Annotated in this window: 18 protein-coding genes, 3 tRNA genes and 1 pseudogene; 2 read left to right on the forward strand and 20 right to left on the reverse strand. The window is 52.7% G+C overall.

The genetic code is table 11. The features are described from left to right. Positions 1-52 precede the first annotated feature (52 nt). The 6 genes from ACI4OH_RS10170 to ACI4OH_RS10195 all read right to left on the reverse strand — a co-directional run bounded on the left by ACI4OH_RS10170 (position 53) and on the right by ACI4OH_RS10195 (position 2,481). A complete protein-coding gene (locus ACI4OH_RS10170) occupies positions 53-850 on the reverse strand; it encodes an HD domain-containing protein (protein ID WP_439784704.1) in 798 nt (265 codons plus the stop codon). Between the two features lie 125 nt (positions 851-975). Then, a complete protein-coding gene (locus tag ACI4OH_RS10175) occupies positions 976-1,494 on the reverse strand; it encodes a transcription repressor NadR (protein ID WP_432646074.1) in 519 nt (172 codons plus the stop codon). Positions 1,495-1,562: 68 nt separating this feature from the next. Beyond that, a tRNA-Val gene (locus ACI4OH_RS10180) sits at positions 1,563-1,638 on the reverse strand. A 2-nt stretch (positions 1,639-1,640) separates the two neighbouring features. Continuing rightward, positions 1,641-1,715, reverse strand: a tRNA-Glu gene (locus ACI4OH_RS10185). A 2-nt stretch (positions 1,716-1,717) separates the two neighbouring features. After that, positions 1,718-1,793: transfer RNA gene (locus ACI4OH_RS10190), tRNA-Asn, on the reverse strand. A gap of 133 nt (positions 1,794-1,926) precedes the next feature. After that, complete coding sequence (locus ACI4OH_RS10195; protein ID WP_435720860.1) at positions 1,927-2,481, reverse strand: helix-turn-helix domain-containing protein; 555 nt, start codon at positions 2,479-2,481, stop codon at positions 1,927-1,929. A 112-nt stretch (positions 2,482-2,593) separates the two neighbouring features. On the opposite strand from ACI4OH_RS10195, the gene ACI4OH_RS10200 reads away from it, so the two are divergent. Together ACI4OH_RS10200 and ACI4OH_RS10205 are read left to right on the forward strand one after the other, a co-directional pair. Beyond that, positions 2,594-3,283, forward strand: a complete 690-nt coding sequence (locus tag ACI4OH_RS10200) for an AzlC family ABC transporter permease (RefSeq protein ID WP_435720861.1) — start codon at positions 2,594-2,596, stop codon at positions 3,281-3,283. Next, positions 3,284-3,613 (forward strand): branched-chain amino acid transporter permease, encoded by a 330-nt coding sequence (locus ACI4OH_RS10205; protein WP_432648523.1) that lies wholly within the window; start codon positions 3,284-3,286, stop codon positions 3,611-3,613. 84 nt (positions 3,614-3,697) lie between these two features. Here the strand turns inward: ACI4OH_RS10205 and ACI4OH_RS10210 are convergent, their stop codons facing one another. The 14 genes and pseudogenes from ACI4OH_RS10210 to ACI4OH_RS10275 all read right to left on the reverse strand — a co-directional run. Beyond that, positions 3,698-5,023 (reverse strand): S-layer homology domain-containing protein, encoded by a 1,326-nt coding sequence (locus tag ACI4OH_RS10210; protein ID WP_435720862.1) that lies wholly within the window; start codon positions 5,021-5,023, stop codon positions 3,698-3,700. Between the two features lie 261 nt (positions 5,024-5,284). Continuing rightward, positions 5,285-5,788, reverse strand: coding sequence for a 2-thiouracil desulfurase family protein (locus ACI4OH_RS10215; RefSeq protein ID WP_439784705.1), 504 nt, complete (start codon positions 5,786-5,788; stop codon positions 5,285-5,287). Positions 5,789-5,813: 25 nt separating this feature from the next. After that, entirely contained in the window at positions 5,814-6,395 is a 582-nt protein-coding gene (locus ACI4OH_RS10220) for a 3'-5' exonuclease (RefSeq protein ID WP_432648308.1), read from the reverse strand. Further along, positions 6,392-7,795 carry an NADPH-dependent glutamate synthase gene (gltA, locus tag ACI4OH_RS10225; protein ID WP_439784706.1) on the reverse strand — a complete coding sequence of 468 codons (1,404 nt, stop codon included), beginning with the start codon at positions 7,793-7,795 and terminating at the stop codon, positions 6,392-6,394. Before gltA ends, ACI4OH_RS10220 begins: the two co-directional genes overlap by 4 nt. Continuing rightward, positions 7,795-8,640, reverse strand: coding sequence for a sulfide/dihydroorotate dehydrogenase-like FAD/NAD-binding protein (locus ACI4OH_RS10230; protein ID WP_439784707.1), 846 nt, complete (start codon positions 8,638-8,640; stop codon positions 7,795-7,797). Before ACI4OH_RS10230 ends, gltA begins: the two co-directional genes overlap by 1 nt. Before the next feature lie 23 nt (positions 8,641-8,663). After that, a complete protein-coding gene (locus ACI4OH_RS10235; protein ID WP_432648361.1) occupies positions 8,664-9,407 on the reverse strand; it encodes a methylenetetrahydrofolate reductase in 744 nt (247 codons plus the stop codon). 189 nt (positions 9,408-9,596) lie between these two features. Next, positions 9,597-11,063, reverse strand: coding sequence for a DASS family sodium-coupled anion symporter (locus ACI4OH_RS10240; protein WP_435720866.1), 1,467 nt, complete (start codon positions 11,061-11,063; stop codon positions 9,597-9,599). Positions 11,064-11,364: 301 nt separating this feature from the next. Beyond that, positions 11,365-13,032 carry a formate--tetrahydrofolate ligase gene (locus tag ACI4OH_RS10245; RefSeq protein WP_435720867.1) on the reverse strand — a complete coding sequence of 556 codons (1,668 nt, stop codon included), beginning with the start codon at positions 13,030-13,032 and terminating at the stop codon, positions 11,365-11,367. Positions 13,033-13,081: 49 nt separating this feature from the next. After that, positions 13,082-13,960: a bifunctional methylenetetrahydrofolate dehydrogenase/methenyltetrahydrofolate cyclohydrolase FolD gene (folD, locus tag ACI4OH_RS10250; RefSeq protein ID WP_435720868.1), complete on the reverse strand. Its 879-nt coding sequence runs from the start codon at positions 13,958-13,960 to the stop codon at positions 13,082-13,084. A 55-nt stretch (positions 13,961-14,015) separates the two neighbouring features. Continuing rightward, a complete protein-coding gene (locus ACI4OH_RS10255; RefSeq protein ID WP_432647756.1) occupies positions 14,016-14,864 on the reverse strand; it encodes a 4-hydroxybenzoate octaprenyltransferase in 849 nt (282 codons plus the stop codon). Continuing rightward, positions 14,861-16,321: a menaquinone biosynthesis decarboxylase gene (locus tag ACI4OH_RS10260; protein WP_432647755.1), complete on the reverse strand. Its 1,461-nt coding sequence runs from the start codon at positions 16,319-16,321 to the stop codon at positions 14,861-14,863. The genes ACI4OH_RS10255 and ACI4OH_RS10260 overlap by 4 nt, the downstream gene beginning before the upstream one ends. A gap of 46 nt (positions 16,322-16,367) precedes the next feature. Then, positions 16,368-17,159, reverse strand: coding sequence for a twin-arginine translocase subunit TatC (tatC, locus tag ACI4OH_RS10265; RefSeq protein WP_432647754.1), 792 nt, complete (start codon positions 17,157-17,159; stop codon positions 16,368-16,370). A 27-nt stretch (positions 17,160-17,186) separates the two neighbouring features. Then, complete coding sequence (locus ACI4OH_RS10270) at positions 17,187-17,405, reverse strand: twin-arginine translocase TatA/TatE family subunit (RefSeq protein WP_432647753.1); 219 nt, start codon at positions 17,403-17,405, stop codon at positions 17,187-17,189. A 148-nt stretch (positions 17,406-17,553) separates the two neighbouring features. Further along, positions 17,554-17,763: pseudogene (locus ACI4OH_RS10275) on the reverse strand (twin-arginine translocase TatA/TatE family subunit); the annotation flags it as partial.

Genomic DNA, 17,763 nt, shown 5'->3' on the forward strand with positions numbered 1-17,763 from the left:
CTATCATTTCATAAAATGCAAAACAAACGTAAAACGGAAACGCAGCTTAAAATCAAAGTTCCGCTGCGTCCTCCTGCGCACATTTTTTCGCAATATAAGCGCGCAGCCTCTTCACCCCTTCATCAACACCCGGCTGCTCAGGCAAATAATGAATGATGCGGTCGACATAGCCGCGCTTGACAATCTCCCTGAGCGTCCAGCTGAAATTGATGTCATAAATCCACAAAAGCCGCACGAGCTTGCGGTCGCCATACGTGCGCAGTTTCCGGTAATCGGCCTGACGCCCAGCTTTGAAGTCCTCAATGAAATCCGGGCTGATGAGCTGGCTGGCATCCGCTGCGATGAATTTCGGCGCCTTGTCCGCATTTTCCGGTCCCAGATATGGCGAAAGCACACGGTAAATATCGAGCTTGTCGGCATCGCGCAGCAGCCTTGCAAAAAGCAGTGCTTTTTTGCTCGGTGCCGGACCGATTTCTTTCTTATTATGACGGCCAATGGCAAAGCGTACCAGCGCTTCATCTTCCGGTGCGAGCTTCTTCATAAAGGCGAGTTCGGAAAGCACCTTGAGGCCGAGGTCTGCATGATCTTCCGATTCTGCGTCATTGAACGTCTTATAGAGGCTGTACTGGCGGAAGCGGCCAACATCATGGAAAAGTCCCATGATTTCCGCCAGCTTCACATCATGCTCGGAAAGCTGCAGATGCTTTGCCAGCTGCACTGCAATCGCCGTGACATAGCCAGTGTGTATTTCCTTGATGCGGATCCCCTGCATGACTTCTTCATCGTCTGTATGGAATGATTTCATATAAGCATCCATCCAGCTATGCATTTCCTTAAGCAGTTCCTTCACGCATCATCCATCTCCTTTACACAAATATATGGGTTAGAAAAACTTCCCGTTTCGAATCAATGCCTACATTATACTACAGAAATGCAGTATGATGCAATTGGGTATTTTCTGATAATATTATAGGCTCAATCTTCCACAAGAATACCAAGAGATTGTAATTCTTTGCGGATGACTGTCAAAGCCTCTTCATCGGGAACCTGTATCGTATGCATATGAGTGCCGCCGGTCACCACGAGCAGCGGATTGGCCTGACATTTCTTCATCTTCGTCAGAAAGCGTTTGATGTCGCGCCGGCTTTCAATCAAAAGGTCGCCGCGGATGGGTCCGTAAACGGGATGCTCCACAATGACATCGAGCACCGAACCCCCGTTATCGACAACAGTCTCCAGTTCCTTTTCCATGCCGGCCGCATCATGGCGGCAGACAATGGTGGCCTTCAGTGCCTGTGTTTTTTCATCGCGCGGCATGATGTAGCCGCGCGGCGTAGCATAGACCTGTACGCCCTCCGCACGCAGGATGCTGATATCCCCCACGATAATTTGGCGGCTGACGCCGAGCTCACGCGCGAGTTTTGTACCAGTCAATGGCTGCGAAGCTTCCTGCAGGCGTTTCAGTAAAAGTTCACGTCTTTTTCCTGTATTCATGAAAGACCCCTGACTTTCTGTTTTAAGCTAACAAAAAAAGCTGCCTCACGGCAGCTATGCTTCTAAATTGGTGGGCGATAACAGGATCGAACTGCTGACATCTTGCTTGTAAGGCAAGCGCTCTCCCAGCTGAGCTAATCGCCCAATGGTGACGCCAATGGGATTCGAACCCATGAACCCGCCGTGAAAGGGCGGTGTCTTAACCGCTTGACGATGGCGCCATTGGCTCCTCGAGCAGGATTCGAACCTGCGACAGCCTGATTAACAGTCAGGTGCTCTACCGGCTGAGCTATCGAGGAATATAAAATGTCTTGATACTCGCGTATCGACTTGTATTATTATAATGGATAACGCGCAGGAATGCAAGAACTTTTTTCCGCACCAATAAAAAATTTTTGTTCTTGTGCGCCGTCAGCCCCAAAATCAATCATGTCATCCCCGCGGGTAATGATTGATACAGAGGGCTTCACTGATTCCTTCACCCTCATTCGTGTAAATATGACGCAGCGTCGCGTCAAATGTCAGGGAGTCGCCGGTCTGCAGGTAAAAAAACTGTCCGGCTACTTCGAGCTTCAATTTTCCCTCGCGCACAAAAATGTATTCATGCGAATGCTCCGTATGCCCTTCCGTCACATGCGTGACGCCCGGGTCAAAGGACAGCAGAAAACATTCAAAGTCACGCTCCGGCGTACTCGGATAATAACAGCCAATGCGGTAATGCCCCTGTTCATCGCTCTGCATGACCAGGTCCGACTGGGCAATTTTATGGGCTGCGGCCTGACGCGGCTCCAAAAGCGCCGAATACGGCACATGCAGCGCCTCGGCAATCTTCCAAATGGTATTGATGGTCGGATTGGCCCTGCCCTTTTCAATATTCGACAATACGGCTTTCGAAAGTCCCGTTTCTTCTGCCAGCTGACCAAGGCTTTTATTTTGGCGCAGACGGAGGTCCTGCAGATTGACAGCAATGATTTCGTTAACATTCATGAGAATTCCTCCTTTGCCTTGACTTTTCTCCCGGCTGACGGTAAGATAAGGCTACATCGTTCAATATAAAAATCTATCGTCAATTATAATACTACAGAAAGGAATCTGCAAGATGAAAATGCGCGCACTGCGGGCAGCCTTTCCCTACACTATCCCGATTTTTGCAGGATTCTGGTTTTTGGGACTTGCCTATGGCATTTATGCCAATGTATCCGGTTTTTCCTTTATCTATCCGATGATCATGAGTATTGTCATTTTCGGCGGTTCACTCGAGTTCGTCACTGTCACCATGCTGCTGTCGCCTTTTGCTCCTCTGCAGGCCTTTCTGATGGCCATCCTCATACAGGCACGCCATCTCTTCTACGGCATTGCCATGCTCGACAAATTCAGGGGAACGGGCTGGAAAAAATATTATTTAATCTACGGCATGTGCGATGAGACGTTTTCCATCAACTTCACCGCCAAAGTTCCACAGGATGTCGATAAGAGCTGGTTCATGGTCTTTGTCACACTGCTCAACGAATTCTATTGGGTCAGCGGTGCAACCATCGGCGGTCTCGTCGGTTCTTACCTGACGTTTGACACACAGGGACTCGGCTTTGTCATGACGGCCATGTTTGTCGTCATCTTCATGGAACAGTATGAGCGCGAGCATTCGCATATCACGGCCTATGTCGGCCTTGCGGCGTCTTTTCTCTGCCTCAATGCCTTCGGCAGTCAGGCCTTCATCATCCCATCGATGCTCTGCATTCTCGTGACGTTGACGCTGATTCGCGGTCCGCTTGAAAGGAAGGGAATTTAAATGACACTTTCGGAACAAGTCATCACGATTGCCATGTGCGCCATCGGCACGATGCTCACGCGCTTTTTGCCTTTCCTCGTCTTTTCTTCAAAAAAACCCACGCCCGATTACATCCAATATCTCGGCCGCGCCCTGCCCTGCGCGATTTTCGCCATGCTCGTCGTCTACTGCCTCAAAGATGTTTCCTTTACCACAGGCAATTATGGCCTGCCGGAAATGCTCGGCATTCTCATCACGATTCTGCTGCACAGATGGAAACGGCAGATGCTCTTATCCATCGCGGGCGGCACGATTTCCTATATGCTTCTGCTGCAGTATGTATTCCACTGAAATCTCTATCTTTCTGTATCAAAAAAAGGCAGCCGCAAAGCTGTCTTTTTTGTATGCCTGATATGTAATTGGGAGTTCTGATAATCAGAAGTACACATCGATACGGCCGAAGAGTTTCGATGCATCTTTGTCTGCAGCAATATCCTTGCCGTTGAAGTATTTGGCAACGAACTGGATGTTCTTGAAGGCCGTATAAGTCGTGCCGACTTCGATGCCTTTCTGGCCGCCGTCAACACCATCGCCGTACGTCGACCATGGAGCAGCGTACTGGCCGAGGTTGCGGTAAGCAAGGTACATGCCCCAAGTGCCTGGGTTCTCCTGCTGAGCCCCCTTGTAATCGTACTCGAAGCTGTAGGCGTTCTTGTAGTTGTCAGCCTTCGTGTTCTGGGCATATTCTGCCTTGAAGAAATTATTATGGTCGAAGCGATAGCCGGCATTGACAAACCAAATATTCGCCTTAAACTCGTTGTCCTGACCAGCCTTGTAATCGCTGTTATAAGCTTTCGGCAGGCTGCCAGTGAACGTAGCACCGCTCATATGCTCATAACCAGTGTTGCCATAGAATTTGTTCTTGGCGTAGCCGAGATTGACAGCCTGGAAATTCGTCGTATCATCCGTACTCTTAAATACGTTGTTCATCTGTCCCTTCAAATCGCGGCCAAAATCACCAAACTGCGTTGCGTCGAGGCGGCCGGCTTCCATCGTAACCTTGAGGTCCTTGCCGAACGTTACGGCTGCACCGGAATACGGGTCATCCGTCGTTGAAATGAGATTGATGGCATTCGGCAGTTTACCGAGCTTGACATTGAAGTTGTCATAATGACCTTCAGCCCAAACACGCTTGAGGTCAACTTTGCCGTCATTGTCGCCACCTTTGTCTTTATCAAGTTTTAAATCAGCATCGAGACGGGCATGTACATCCCAGTTTTTGTTGATTTCGGCTTTCGGCTCGAGACGGAAGACGAGGTCATCATCGTTATACTTGCGCTCTTTGGCCGTCGTGCCGGCATCATGACGCGTGCTCGTATACGTGTACTCGACGAGGCCGTTCCATTTTACTTTGTCGGCATTGCGCTCGAGGTTGCTGACGCGGACGCCAAGGTTGTTGAGTTCATCGGAGAACTCGGCAGCGAGTTTGTCGATGAGAGCCTTGTCGGCAGCGGATACATCGCTCTTGGCCATGGCCTTTGCGATCATCTGGGCCATCTCATAACGCGTGATGTTCTGATTTCCGCGGAAGGTCGTGTCGCCATAACCTTCGATAACGCCGTCAGCTGCAAGCTGCGATACAGCGTCGTAAGCCCAATGGTCAGCCGGTACATCCGAGAACGGATTGGCGGCAGCGAACGTAGTCGATGCGGCGCCGACAACCAGAGCAGTCGTGAGTGCGGATACCAGAGTCTTCTTCATAATAAACTCCCCCTAAAAGATGATTGTTTCGCATCGCTTCTTTTATGAGTGTCCATGTTTCCTCATATTTCCCCTAGCGATACTTCGGCTTGTTCTTATTGGAACTGTTTTTAGTATAGCATATGGGAACGGTTTCTGCAAGCGTTTACTATTATTTACTTTCATACTAAGAAAAAAATATAGGCTTGTTAAACACAAAGCCTATATTTCCGTATATCAAAAAAAGATAATAATAAATCAATATAAAGTAAGGGCTCCCGCTCATAACCGATAATTATCACGGCGGATATCTTCGGCAATGAGCTCTTCCAAACGGTCAGGCGTCATATCCTCTTCCGAATAGACAGTCAGGCCATGCTGCTGCAGCAGGGCCGCAGTCACGCCAGTGCCGCGGATTTTAGTCCCCGTGAAGCTGCCATTGTAGATGCGGTGTACACCGCAGGAAGGACTGCCGTCCTTCAGAATAGCAGTTTCCGCATGATAGGTCTCGACAATGCGCAGGACCTTCTCCGCCCCAAGCCGCATCGCCGCGGTCAAATCATGTCCCTCAGCGTCAACGATTTTTGCCCTGTCCTCCAAAACCTTGCGCCCCGTACCATAGCGGATCTCCATCGGTGTACGCGGTACGGGCAGTCTGCCGAAGCACTCCGGGCAGACAGCGACAAAGCGGCCGCGCGCATTGTATTTCTGCAGCAGTGCATGGTCATTGCTGCCGCCGTTGTATTTGACTTTATGCCCCAAAAGGCACGCACTGACCAAAATCATATTATCCTTCTTTCTCTGCTCCTGCTTAGCCGAAAAGTCCGCTGGGCCGGAAGGCAAATGGCGAAATGCGGATGCCGAGATGACGCGCGAGGGCCTCAAGGCTTGCATCCGAAAGTTCCTGCCCCGCACGAATCGGAATTGCCGCACAGGCCTTGGCATCTTCCAAGGCATCGTGGTGGCGGAAATGCAGATTGAGGTATGCTCCGACCGTACTGAGTTTATGATTGGCAAGATTCGGCCAGGCCCTGCGCGCAATTGCCACGGTATCGCAGTAAGAAAAATCCGGTGCAGAAAGGCCATACAGAGTCAGGCAGGCCCGCAGGACGCCCATATCGAATTTGGCATTATGGGCAACGACCAGCTGTCCTGCCAGATGCTCCCGAAGCTCCGGCCAGATACCGGCAAAATCAGCGACATTTGCCGTATCCTTTTCCGTAAGGCCGTGAATCTGGGTATTGAAATAACTGTAGCGATTCTCAGGCGGTCGGATCAGCGTATAATACGAGTCTGCCAGCTGGCCGCCGCGAATCGTCACGACAGCTACGCTGCAGGCAGAATTGCGCGCCCCGGTAGCCGTCTCAAAGTCAATTGCCGTAAAATCCATCATTTTTTCTTGCTCTGCAGATATTTGTCAATCGCGGCAGCAGCTTTGCGGCCCGCGCCCATGGCGAGAATGACCGTCGCGGCGCCCGTGACAATATCGCCGCCCGCAAAGACGCCCTCTTTCGACGTGGCACACGTCTCTTCATCCGCTGCGATGTTGCCGCGCTTCGTCGTCTCAAGCCCCGGCGTCGTGTGTGCGATAATCGGGTTCGGGCCCGTGCCGATGGCGATGATGACCGTGTCCATCGCCATGTCAAATTCCGAACCTTCAATAGGAATTGGACGGCGGCGTCCCGAAGCATCGGGTTCGCCAAGCTCCATACGGATGCATTTGAGGCCTTTAACCCAGCCGTTCTCATCGCCGAGTACTTCGATAGGATTTGTCAGCAACTGGAAGTCGATGCCCTCTTCCTTAGCATGGCCGACTTCTTCCGCGCGCGCCGGAATCTCCGCCTCGCTGCGGCGGTAGATGATGGAAACTTTCTCCGCACCAAGGCGCAGGGCCGTGCGGGCGGCATCCATCGCGACATTGCCGCCGCCGACGACGGCGACATGCTTCCCGACCTGAATCGGCGTCGCGTATTCCGGGAATTTGTAGGCTTTCATGAGATTGCAGCGCGTGAGGAACTCATTGGCCGAATAAACGCCGTTGAGACTCTCGCCCGGAATGCCCTGGAAACGTGGCAGGCCAGCACCCGTGCCGATGAACACGGCATCGAAGCCTTCTTCCTGCATGAGCTCGTCGACCGTGTAAAGGCGGCCGGCCACCGAGTCAACTTCAATCTTGACGCCGAGTTTCTCGATGTTCTCGATTTCCTTCTTGACAACCGTATCCTTCGGCAGACGGAATTCCGGGATGCCATAGGACAGCACGCCGCCGGCCTTGTGCAGGGCCTCGAAAATCGTCACGTCGTAGCCCTTCTTCGCCAGGTCGCCGGCACACGAAAGGCCGGAAGGACCGGCACCGATGACCGCGACTTTCTGAGCATCAGCAGCACGCTCCACGGGCTTGACCTCTTTATTGGCCGCAAGCTCGCGGTCAGCCACATAGCGTTCGAGTCGGCCGATAGCGACGGATTCCCCGCGTTTGGCAAGGATGCAGTGTTTTTCGCACTGATTTTCCTGCGGGCAGACGCGGCCGCAGATAGCCGGCAGCGCGTTCGACTCCTTAATCGTCGCAATGGCGCCGTCAAAGTCGCGTTCCTTGATTTTGCCGATGAACGTCGGGATATCAATGGCAACAGGACAGCCCTTGCGGCACTGCGGCACTTTGCAGTGCAGGCAGCGTTCCGCTTCGGCCACAGCCGTATCTTCATCGTAGCCGAGGGCGACTTCATCAAAATTATGGGCACGGACCTTCGGGTCCTGCACCGGCATTTCATGTTTCTTGAGTATCAGGGCCATTACTTTTCTCCTCCCAGACCGATATGGCAGACATGGTCTTTTTCGATGGCTTCTTTGTCGCGGTACATGCGCTGGCGGCTCATAAGTCCCTTGAAGTCCACGAGATGGCCGTCAAACTCCGGACCATCGACACAGGCAAACTTCGTCTCGCCGCCAATGGTCACGCGGCAGCCGCCGCACATGCCCGTGCCGTCGACCATGATTGGATTCAACGATACGACCGTGTGGATGCCAAGGTCACGCGTCGCGTCGGCCACACTCTTCATCATGATGACGGGGCCAATGGCCGTAATCTGCGCAATTTTTTCGCCGCGGTCGACAAGAGCCTGCACGGCATTTGTGACAAAACCCTTGATTCCGTACGAACCGTCATCCGTTGTCACGAGGACTTCATCCGTCACGGCCTTCATCTCGTCTTCCATAATGAGGATGTCCTTATTTTTTGCGCCCATGATGGCAATGACCTTGTTGCCGGCCTCTTTCATCGCGCGCGCAATCGGATACGTCGGTGCAACGCCGATGCCGCCGCCAACGACGACCATCGTGCCGTCAAGTTTCTTGATTTCCGAAGGACGGCCAAGAGGACCGACAAAATCGAGGATGCTGTCGCCCGCGTTCAGGGCTGCGAGTTCCATCGTCGAAGCCCCGATAGCCTGAAAGACAATCAGGATTTTCCCCGTCTCGCGGTCATAGTCGGCAATCGTCAAAGGGATGCGTTCGCCCTCTTCATTGACGCGCAGTACGATAAACTGACCGGCCTGCGCCTTTTTCGCTACGCGCGGCGCTTCAATCTCCATCGCGTAGACATTTGGCGACCATTCCTCTTTGCTAAGGATTTTAAACATACTTCACTCTCCTATATACATTGTCAGGCAAGAACACCTGCGAGATAGGCCTCGAGGTTCGTCTTGATCGGCATCAGATACACATTGGCCCCCTCACGCTCCGCATAGTCCATGACTTTTTTCGCAAAATCCACGCTCCATGCAAGCGTCGGCTCAAAATCATGCGGGAAAACCACATGGTTCTTGCGCTCCCAATAGCTCTGCGAACGCGCACTCATGACGGGTGACACGCCCCAATAGACTTCAAGCCCCTGCAGCATGTCGGCATAAACTTCCAGATAACGCATATCAAAGAACGGCTGCGTAAAGAAACCTGCGGCACCGGCCTGCAGTTTGCGCCTGATGCGGTAAAGCTCCTGCGCCATCGAGCCGCGGTACTGGTCAATGCCTGCATAGACCTTGACTTCCGGCATCTCCTTGCGGAACTTCCAGATGACATCGACACTGTTCGTCGGATAAACTTCATGCATCATATCCTGCGGCGGATCGCCTTCAATGACGAGCACCTCACGGATATTGTGTTCGCGCAGATAATCCTTCATCGTAAGCTCTTTTTCAAGGTCGATATCCATCGCACGGATATGCGGCATCGAGTTTTTAAAACGTTCCTGCGCAATCGCCGCCCCCTGCCAGCTGCGAATCGGAAAACGCAGAAGGTCGGGGATATTGATGACATCGACTTTATTTTGGAACTTGCCAAGCAGGGAAAGTTCCTGCCGCAGACTGTCCTCATCGCGTGGAACGAGTTCTACTGAGATACGTTTCATAGGGATCCTCCGAAAGGTAATCGTCAAAAAAAGCTACAAATATCAATAATATTGTAAAGTCTTTCCCCACATTTTGCAAGTACGCTCTTCTTTTCTGGAAATACCTGTCCCCTGAGCGCATTGCCTCCAAAATAAAAAAGCACAGCAAACATGCTGTGCTCCTATATAATAGAACAATATGACTAAAACTCAAAGAATCAGTCCCAGCCACTTCCAATACGTATTGGTCAGCAGCAGGATGGTCAGGTACGCAAAAATCGTCAGTGGAATGCCCGTCTTGATGAAGTCCTTGACTTCAAATGTATCCGTACTATAGGCAATCATATTCTGCGGGGCATTGACCGGCAGGATGAAGCCAAAGCAGATAGTGTACTGCAGAATCATGACCATGCCGACAACATTGAGCGTTGTATTTTCCGCTGCTCCCTGCAGAACGGAGATGCAGATTGGGATCATGGCCGAAGAGAGGGCCGTGGCACTCGCAAAGCCGAGATGGATGAGAATCAGGAACAGCGCGAGAATCGCGATGATAAACGTCGCCGAAGCATCGAAAAGTCCGAAGGAATTGACGATGACATGAGCAATCCACTCACCGGCTTTTGTCGAGAGGATGGTCGAACCAAGGCTGATGCCGACGCCGAAGAGCAGCAGCGTGCCCCAGTTGATGCGCTCCTGCACTTCTTTCCACGTCATAATACCGATGCCCGGCATCATCATGAGCGTGACGGCGACAATCGTCGTCGAAGAGGTGTCGAAAGGATGAACGATTTTTTCCGTAGCCCAGAAGAAGAGCAGGACAAGGGAAATGAACATGAGCTTCTTTTCATCTGTCTTCATGGGCCCCAGCGCCTTGAGTTCCTGCTCGATTTTTTCTTTGCCTCCCGGGATTTCCTTCATCTCAGGCGGCATGAGCTTGAGCAGTACGAAATAGAGCACGACACTCATGATGATGGCAAAAGGAGCTGCCGCAATAAACCAGTCAAGCCAGCTGATGGTCGTGCCGAGCTGCTTTTCGATAAAACCGAGAGCGACCATATTCTGCGCAGCTGCCGTCTTGATGCCGACATTCCAGATGCTGTCAGCCTGCGCCACGGCAATGAGCATGATGGCCGCAAACTTGCTCTTGCGCGAAACACCGAAAACAGCGATGATGCCCATGACGATTGGCACCATGCAGGAAACGCGCGCCGTCGTGCTCGGTACGAAGAAGCTCAGCACAAAGCCGACAAAGATGACGCCGGCGAGTACATGGTGCGTCTTGGCACCGATTTTGGAGAGGACGAACAGGGCAATGCGTTTATCAAGCCCCGTTTTCATCATGGCTGCCGCAATCAGCAGGGCTGCACCGACGAGAGCCAAGGCTGTGCTTGAAAAACCGGTCAGTGCCATCTTCAAGGCACCTGACGTGCCGAGCATCTTAGACGGATTGGCCATATTCGGCGCCGTGCCAAGCAAAAAGGCCATCAATGACATGATGATGCCGGCAGATACCGGATAAGAGACCGCTTCTGTCATCCAGATGATGACAGAAAAAATGAGAATTGCCAGCATGCGGTGTCCGGCCGTCGAAAGGTCCGGCGGCGTCGGAATCAAAAGCAGCAGGATGAGAACGAGAAAGCCCACAGGCAGCCCCATGCGGCTCAGATTTTTCTTCATAGTACATTCCTCCCTAAAACATTTTCCCCTATTCATATATCCATAAAAAAAGACAGTCCGCCCCCGACGAACCGTCTTCGCCACGATTGCAGTGCGCCATTGCACTTATATCGTATATTTATATATTATATGCTTAAGGTGTATATCTATAATAGCGCAGAAAATATGTCTTGTCAATGTGTATGCCTGTATACATATAATCATCTATCTGATAACAAAAAATCGCCATATCGTAAAGATACAGCGATTTCTGTTGCATGGGCGTGCTCATGCCCTTCGTCATTTGTGATCTTGGTGAGCTTTAGAAGAGGCCCGTGATCTTGCCGTTGACGTCAATGTCCATGTTCTCTGCAGCAGGATGCTTCGGCAGGCCCGGCATCGTCAGGATGTTGCCAGTCAGGGCCACGATGAAGCCGGCACCGGCACTTACACGCAATTCCTTAACCGTGATACGGAAGCCCGTCGGACGGCCGAGTTTCGTCGCATCATCCGACAGGGAATACTGCGTCTTGGCCATGCAGACCGGCATCTTGTCAAAGCCGAGTTCTTCAATCTCCTTAAGCTGTTTTTTGGCAGCCGGCGTGAAGTCAACACCATCGCCGCCGTAGATCTCGCGCGTGATTTTCTCAATCTTTGCGGGAATGCTCTCGTTAACATCGTAAATGAAATGGAAGTTGTTCGGCTTTTTCGTCGCAGCTTCGACTTTGTCCGCAAGGGGCAGACCGCCTTCACCGCCCTTGGCCCAGACTTCGGAAAGAGCGACTTCCGCGCCGAGTTCGTTGCACTTCTTCTCGACAAAATCGAGCTCTTCCTTCGTATCCGTCGGGAAGGCATTGATGGCCACGACAGCCGGCAGGCCGAACTTCTGGATATTCTCGATATGCTTCGTGAGGTTGGCAATGCCTTTTTCAAGAGCGGCCATATCTACTTTGTTGAGTTCTTTCTTGTCAAGACCGCCGTGCATTTTCAGCGCGCGGACCGTGGCGACGATAACCACGGCATCCGGCTTCAGGCCGGCAAAGCGGCATTTGATATCGAGGAATTTTTCCGCGCCGAGGTCCGCACCGAAGCCGGCCTCCGTGATGACATAATCCGCGAATTTCAGGGCAAATTTCGTCGCCATGACGCTGTTGCAGCCGTGGGCGATATTCGCGAACGGGCCGCCGTGAATGAAAGCAGGCGTGCCCTCAAGCGTCTGAACGAGATTCGGCTTGATGGCGTCCTTGAAGAGCAGTGTCAGGGCCCCCGTGACATTGAGTTCCTTGGCGCGGATGGCACGGCCCGAACGGCTGTAGCCAATGACGATTTCACCAAGGCGCTGTTTCATATCCTCGAGGTCTTTCGCGAGGCAGAGGATGGCCATCATTTCCGAGGCCACCGTGATATCAAAGCCCGTCTCGCGCGGCGTGCCGTGTGCCTTGCCGCCGAGGCCGATGACAACGTGGCGCAGGGCGCGGTCGTTGAGGTCCAGCACGCGCTTCCACGTGATGCGGCGCACATCGATGTCAAGGGCATTGCCCTGCTGGATGTGGTTGTCGATGACAGCTGCGAGCAGGTTATGAGCCGTTGTGATGGCGTGAAAGTCACCCGTAAAATGCAGGTTGATATCTTCCATCGGCACAACCTGGGCATAGCCGCCGCCGGCAGCGCCGCCCTTGAGGCCAAAGCACGGGCCAAGCGAAGGCTCGCGCAGAGCAACGGCCGTCTTTTTGCCCTGACGGTGGAACGCATCGGCAAGGCCGACACTTGTCGTCGTCTTGCCTTCGCCAGCCGGCGTCGGGTTGATAGCCGTTACGAGGATGAGTTTGCCATTTGGTTTATCCTTGACACGTTCCCACGCAGACAGGGCGACTTTTGCCTTGTACTTGCCATAGAGCTCAAGTTCATCATCCGCGATGCCAAGCTTTGCGGCAATTTCTTGAATGGGGCGCATCTCGGCTTCCTGTGCGATCTCAACATCGGTTTTCATTTCTGTACCTCCTGCAATTCGTAAGGGAAACAACACTAACAATATTTATTTATCGAAGCTGCATTTCTGCAGCGCGGACAACATTTTCCATGAGCATGGCGACGGTCAAAAGGCCGACGCCGCCCGGAACCGGCGTGATGGCACCGGCCACTTCTTTGACGCTTTCAAAATCCACATCGCCGACGAGCTTGCCTTTTGGATGTTCTTCATCGGGAGCAAGGCGGTTGATGCCAACATCAATGACCGTCGCTCCTTTTTTGACCATATCGGCCGTGACAAAGCGCGGACGGCCGACAGCTGCCACAAGGATATCGGCCTCGCGCGCGACAGCGGGCAAATCCTTCGTATGACTGTGACAGATCGTGACCGTCGCGTTTTTGCCGAGCAGAAGATGGAGCATCGGCTTGCCGACGATGTTGCTGCGGCCGATGATGACAGCGCGCTGACCGTCCATCGGGATGCCCGCGAGCTCGAGCATGCGCAGGCAGCCGTACGGCGTGCAGGGCACGAGGCCCGGCTCCCCCGTCACGAGACGGCCGACATTTACAGGATGAAAGCCATCGACATCCTTTTCCGGACGGATGCGCTCGAGGATTTCGGACTCATGTGCGGCAATCTGCTTGGGAAGCGGCAGCTGCACGAGAATACCGTGAATCTTCCTGTCATCATTGAGGGCATCAATTTTCGCGAGAAGTTCTTCCTTCGTCGTCGTCTCCGGCATCTCGATGACTTCGGAGTAAATGCCAAGGGCCTCGCAGGATTTGTGCTTGTTGCGCACATAGACCTGCGACGCGGGATTGCTGCCGACAATGATGACGGCCAGCCCCGGCTGCACGCCGTACTTCGCGTGAAGGGCCTCTGCCTTTTTCTTCGCATCTTCGCGGAACTGCTGGGCAAAGACCTTGCCTTCCAAAATACGAGCTGTCATAGAATCACCTTTCCTATCTCTCTATCTCTGAAAAAAGCAAAAACAAAAGTAGATGTCAGATATAGAAACTCAGCCAGGTACAAACAAAGATGGCAACAGAAACGATGCCATTGCGCATGAAGTACCGCTGTGTCACGCGGGAAAAATCTGTGGGGCTCACAATCTGATGCTGGTAATAGAGCGTACCGCCGGCAATGCCGACGCCGATAAAATACAGGAAATCCAGATTCATCATAATGCCTACCGTAAAAAAACACAAGATGCAGATGATGTGCAGAGCATCCGCAATGCGGAAGGCCCCAGCGGCCCCATAGCTCACGGCCAGAGAGTGAAGTCCCTGAGAGCGGTCAAACTCCTCGTCCTGTGCGCCGTACATCGCGTCAAACGCGCCAATCCAGAGGGCCACAGCAATGCAGAGCACAATGAGGGGCATGGATATCGTGCCGCTGACGCCAACCCAGCCGCCCGCCGGTGCCATGGCAATCGCCAGTCCCAAAAAGAGATGCACCCAGCCCGTCACGCGCTTCATGAAGGGATAAATAATGAACGGAATCGCGGCTAATGGCAGCAGATAAATGCAGATGGGCTGCAGCTGCAGAACCGAAAGCACCATGAGCACGAGACAGATGACGATAAACACCAGCGCCTCGCGCTTGGAGATTTTCCCTGCCACCATCGCGCGGTAAGCCATGCGCGGCTGCTGGCTGTCATATTTGAGGTCCGCCCAGTTGTCGATGGCCATCGCTGCCGCGCGGCCTGTCGTAATAGCCATGGCAATCCAGAATAAATCGAGGAGGCGCGGATGGCCCCCCGCTGCCAGTACGGCGCCCATAAAGGCGAACGGCAGGTCAAAAATCGTGTGGTGCAGAGCAACATTATTGATATGTGCCTTGATGGAAATCAATCGAGTCCAAGCTCCTTCCACTTCGCGTCAACCCTGGCCTTGATATTCTCAGACATCGCGATTTCATCCGGCCACTGACGGCTGTGTCCTTCTTCCGGCCACGTCTTCGTCGCATCGATGCCGAGCTTGGCACCCCATTTGGCCATCGGCGAAGAATGGTCGAGCACGTCGAGCGGCCCCTCGACGATTTCGAGATCATGCTTGGCATCAATATTATTGAAGACACGCCAGGCGACTTCGCTGATATCCTGCACATCGACATGAGAGTCGACGACGATGATCATCTTGACATTCATCATCTGCCCCATGCCCCAGAGCGCATGCATGACTTTTCTGGCCTGCATCGGATACGATTTCTTGATGGAAACGATACAGCAGTCGTGGAAAACACCCTCAAGCGGCATGTTGATATCGATGATTTCCGGCTGCATCTGCTGCAGCAGCGGCAGGAAGATGCGTTCCGTGGCTTTCGCGAGAAAGCAGTCCTCCATCGGCGGCTTGCCGACAACCGTGGCCGAATAAATCGCATCTTTGCGGTGCGTGATGGCCGTGATGTGGAAAACCGGATAATCATCGGCCAGCGAATAATAGCCCGTGTGGTCGCCAAACGGGCCTTCGCGGCGCATTTCATCCGTCTTGACGTAACCCTCGAGGATGATTTCGGCCGTGGCCGGCACCTCGATGTCAACGGTCTTGCACTTGACCATTTCGACGGATTTATGGCGCAGGAAGCCGGCAAAGACCATCTCATCGATATCGCGCGGCAGCGGCGCCGTCGCCGCATACGTCACGACAGGGTCCGTGCCAATGGCCACAGCTGCCTCAATGCGGTCGCCGCCCGCGGCCTTCATGTCGCGAAAATTCTCCGCGCCGTTCTTGTGAATGTGCCAGTGCATGCCCGTCGTGCGGCTGTCGTATTTCTGCAGACGGTACATACCGACATTGCGCTTGCCCGTCTTTGGATTTTTCGTAAAGACGAGCGGCAGCGTCACAAACGGACCGCCGTCATCCGGCCAGCACTTGAGGATAGGAATATCATCGAGGCTCGGATTTTCCGTCTCGACGACTTCCTGACACGGTGCATGTTTGACGTATTTCGGGAAATTGATAGCCCGTTTAATCATCGGGATCATCGTGACAACGCTCATTTTATTCTGCAAAGACACATACGGCAGCTTCATCATCTCGCGCAGTTCATCGGCCACATCATCGAGCTTTTCAACGCCGAGAGCCATGGCCATGCGCTCATAACTGCCAAACGCATTCATGAGCACCGGCATCTTCGACCCCTTGACGTTCTCGAAAAGCAGAGCGACATTCTTTTCGCCCTTCATCTTCGAAACGCGGTCCGTGATTTCCGTAATCTCAAGCTCCGGGTCTACTTCTGTCTTAATGCGTTTCAAGAGACCTTTGCTCTCAAGGTCTGCCATGAATTCGCGCAAATCCTTGTATGCCAAGAAAATTCCTCCTTACATTTCCCAATAATTTCTGCACCTTGCACTCTTAATTCCGCAATATGTAGCGGACAATGAAATAGCCCACCTCGTAAAGCACAATCATCGGCAGGGCAATCATCGACTGTGTAAAGACATCCGGCGTCGGCGTGATGATGGCACCAGCGACAAAGGCCAGAAAGATGACAATACGCTGGTACTTCTTGAGGATGGCCGAAGTCAGGATGCCCATCTTGCCGAGAATCGTAATGATGAGCGGCAGCTCAAACACGAAACCGAACGGCAGCACAAAGGTAATGACAAAGTCAAAATATTTATTGACCGAAAACAGCGCCTGCAGTTCATCATTGCCAAAGCCCATAAAGAAGCGGATGCCGGCTGGCAGCACGAGGAAAAACGAAAACGATAATCCTGCAAAGAACAGGATGACCGAGACCGGTACAACGATGCCGAGCACCATGCGTTCCTTACGCGTCAAAGCCGGCAGGAAAAAACGCCATACCTGATAAAATACGATGGGCAGAGCCATGAGGAAGCCGGCTACTACGGCAACCTTCAAGTACGTGAAAAAAGCTTCCGATGGCTGCATATAGTAAAGTTTGCCGGCCGGCAGTGTCAAATAATGCATGATCTCATCGATGAAGTAATAACCGACACAGCTGCCAAGTCCGATTGCGATCAGGCATTTTATCAGGCGGCTGCGCAGTTCGGTAAGATGTGCAACAAGAGACATCGTGCCATCATCATCGGGCTCCATGTCCTGCGCGGCCTCTGCGCTCTGTACGGCAGTCTCCCTCTGCTGCGGAGCTTCTATTTCTTCAAATTGTCTTTCTTCTGCCATTTCTGCCATGAATACCTCTTATCCTGATCACTTCTGCTCGTCTTTTTTCGGCGGGATTTCTTTCGTCTGTGCCGTGACATCAATCATCTTGTCGTCGGCTTTTTTATCCTCTTCTGCACTTGCTGATTTGAATTCGCGAATGCTCTTGCCAAGCGCCTTGCCAACATCCGGCAGTTTGCCCGGTCCGAAGATGACAAGGCCGATAATCAAAATGAGTACGAGTTCCGGCACGCCTAATCCAAACATAATATTTCCTCCTAAAATAAAAAATATGTGAATACATACTATCGTCTGCACAAAACAGACCAGCAGGACTTTCATCCAGCTCTTATAACCTCAATTTATATCATAATAAATAAGAAAGAAAAACGGGCGCAAAAAACTGCGCCCTGCCTCAAGCTTCTTTGTTCTCTTTGCCTGACGGCTCTTTTTTTGCCTGTGCCTCCGCAATCTGCTGACGGACGCTGTCCTGTGTCGGTGCCTGATAGACAGGTGATGCAGGCTTTGCCTCCGCTGCAGGGGCTGCCGTGCTGCCCTGCGGTGCGTTTTTGTCTGCGGCCGCTGGTTTTGCCGCTGCAGGAGCTGCTGCCTGCTGCGCTGCAGG

It is taken from the genome of Mitsuokella apri (assembly GCF_051886055.1).
In the GTDB taxonomy this organism is placed as follows: Bacteria; Bacillota; Negativicutes; order Selenomonadales; family Selenomonadaceae; genus Mitsuokella.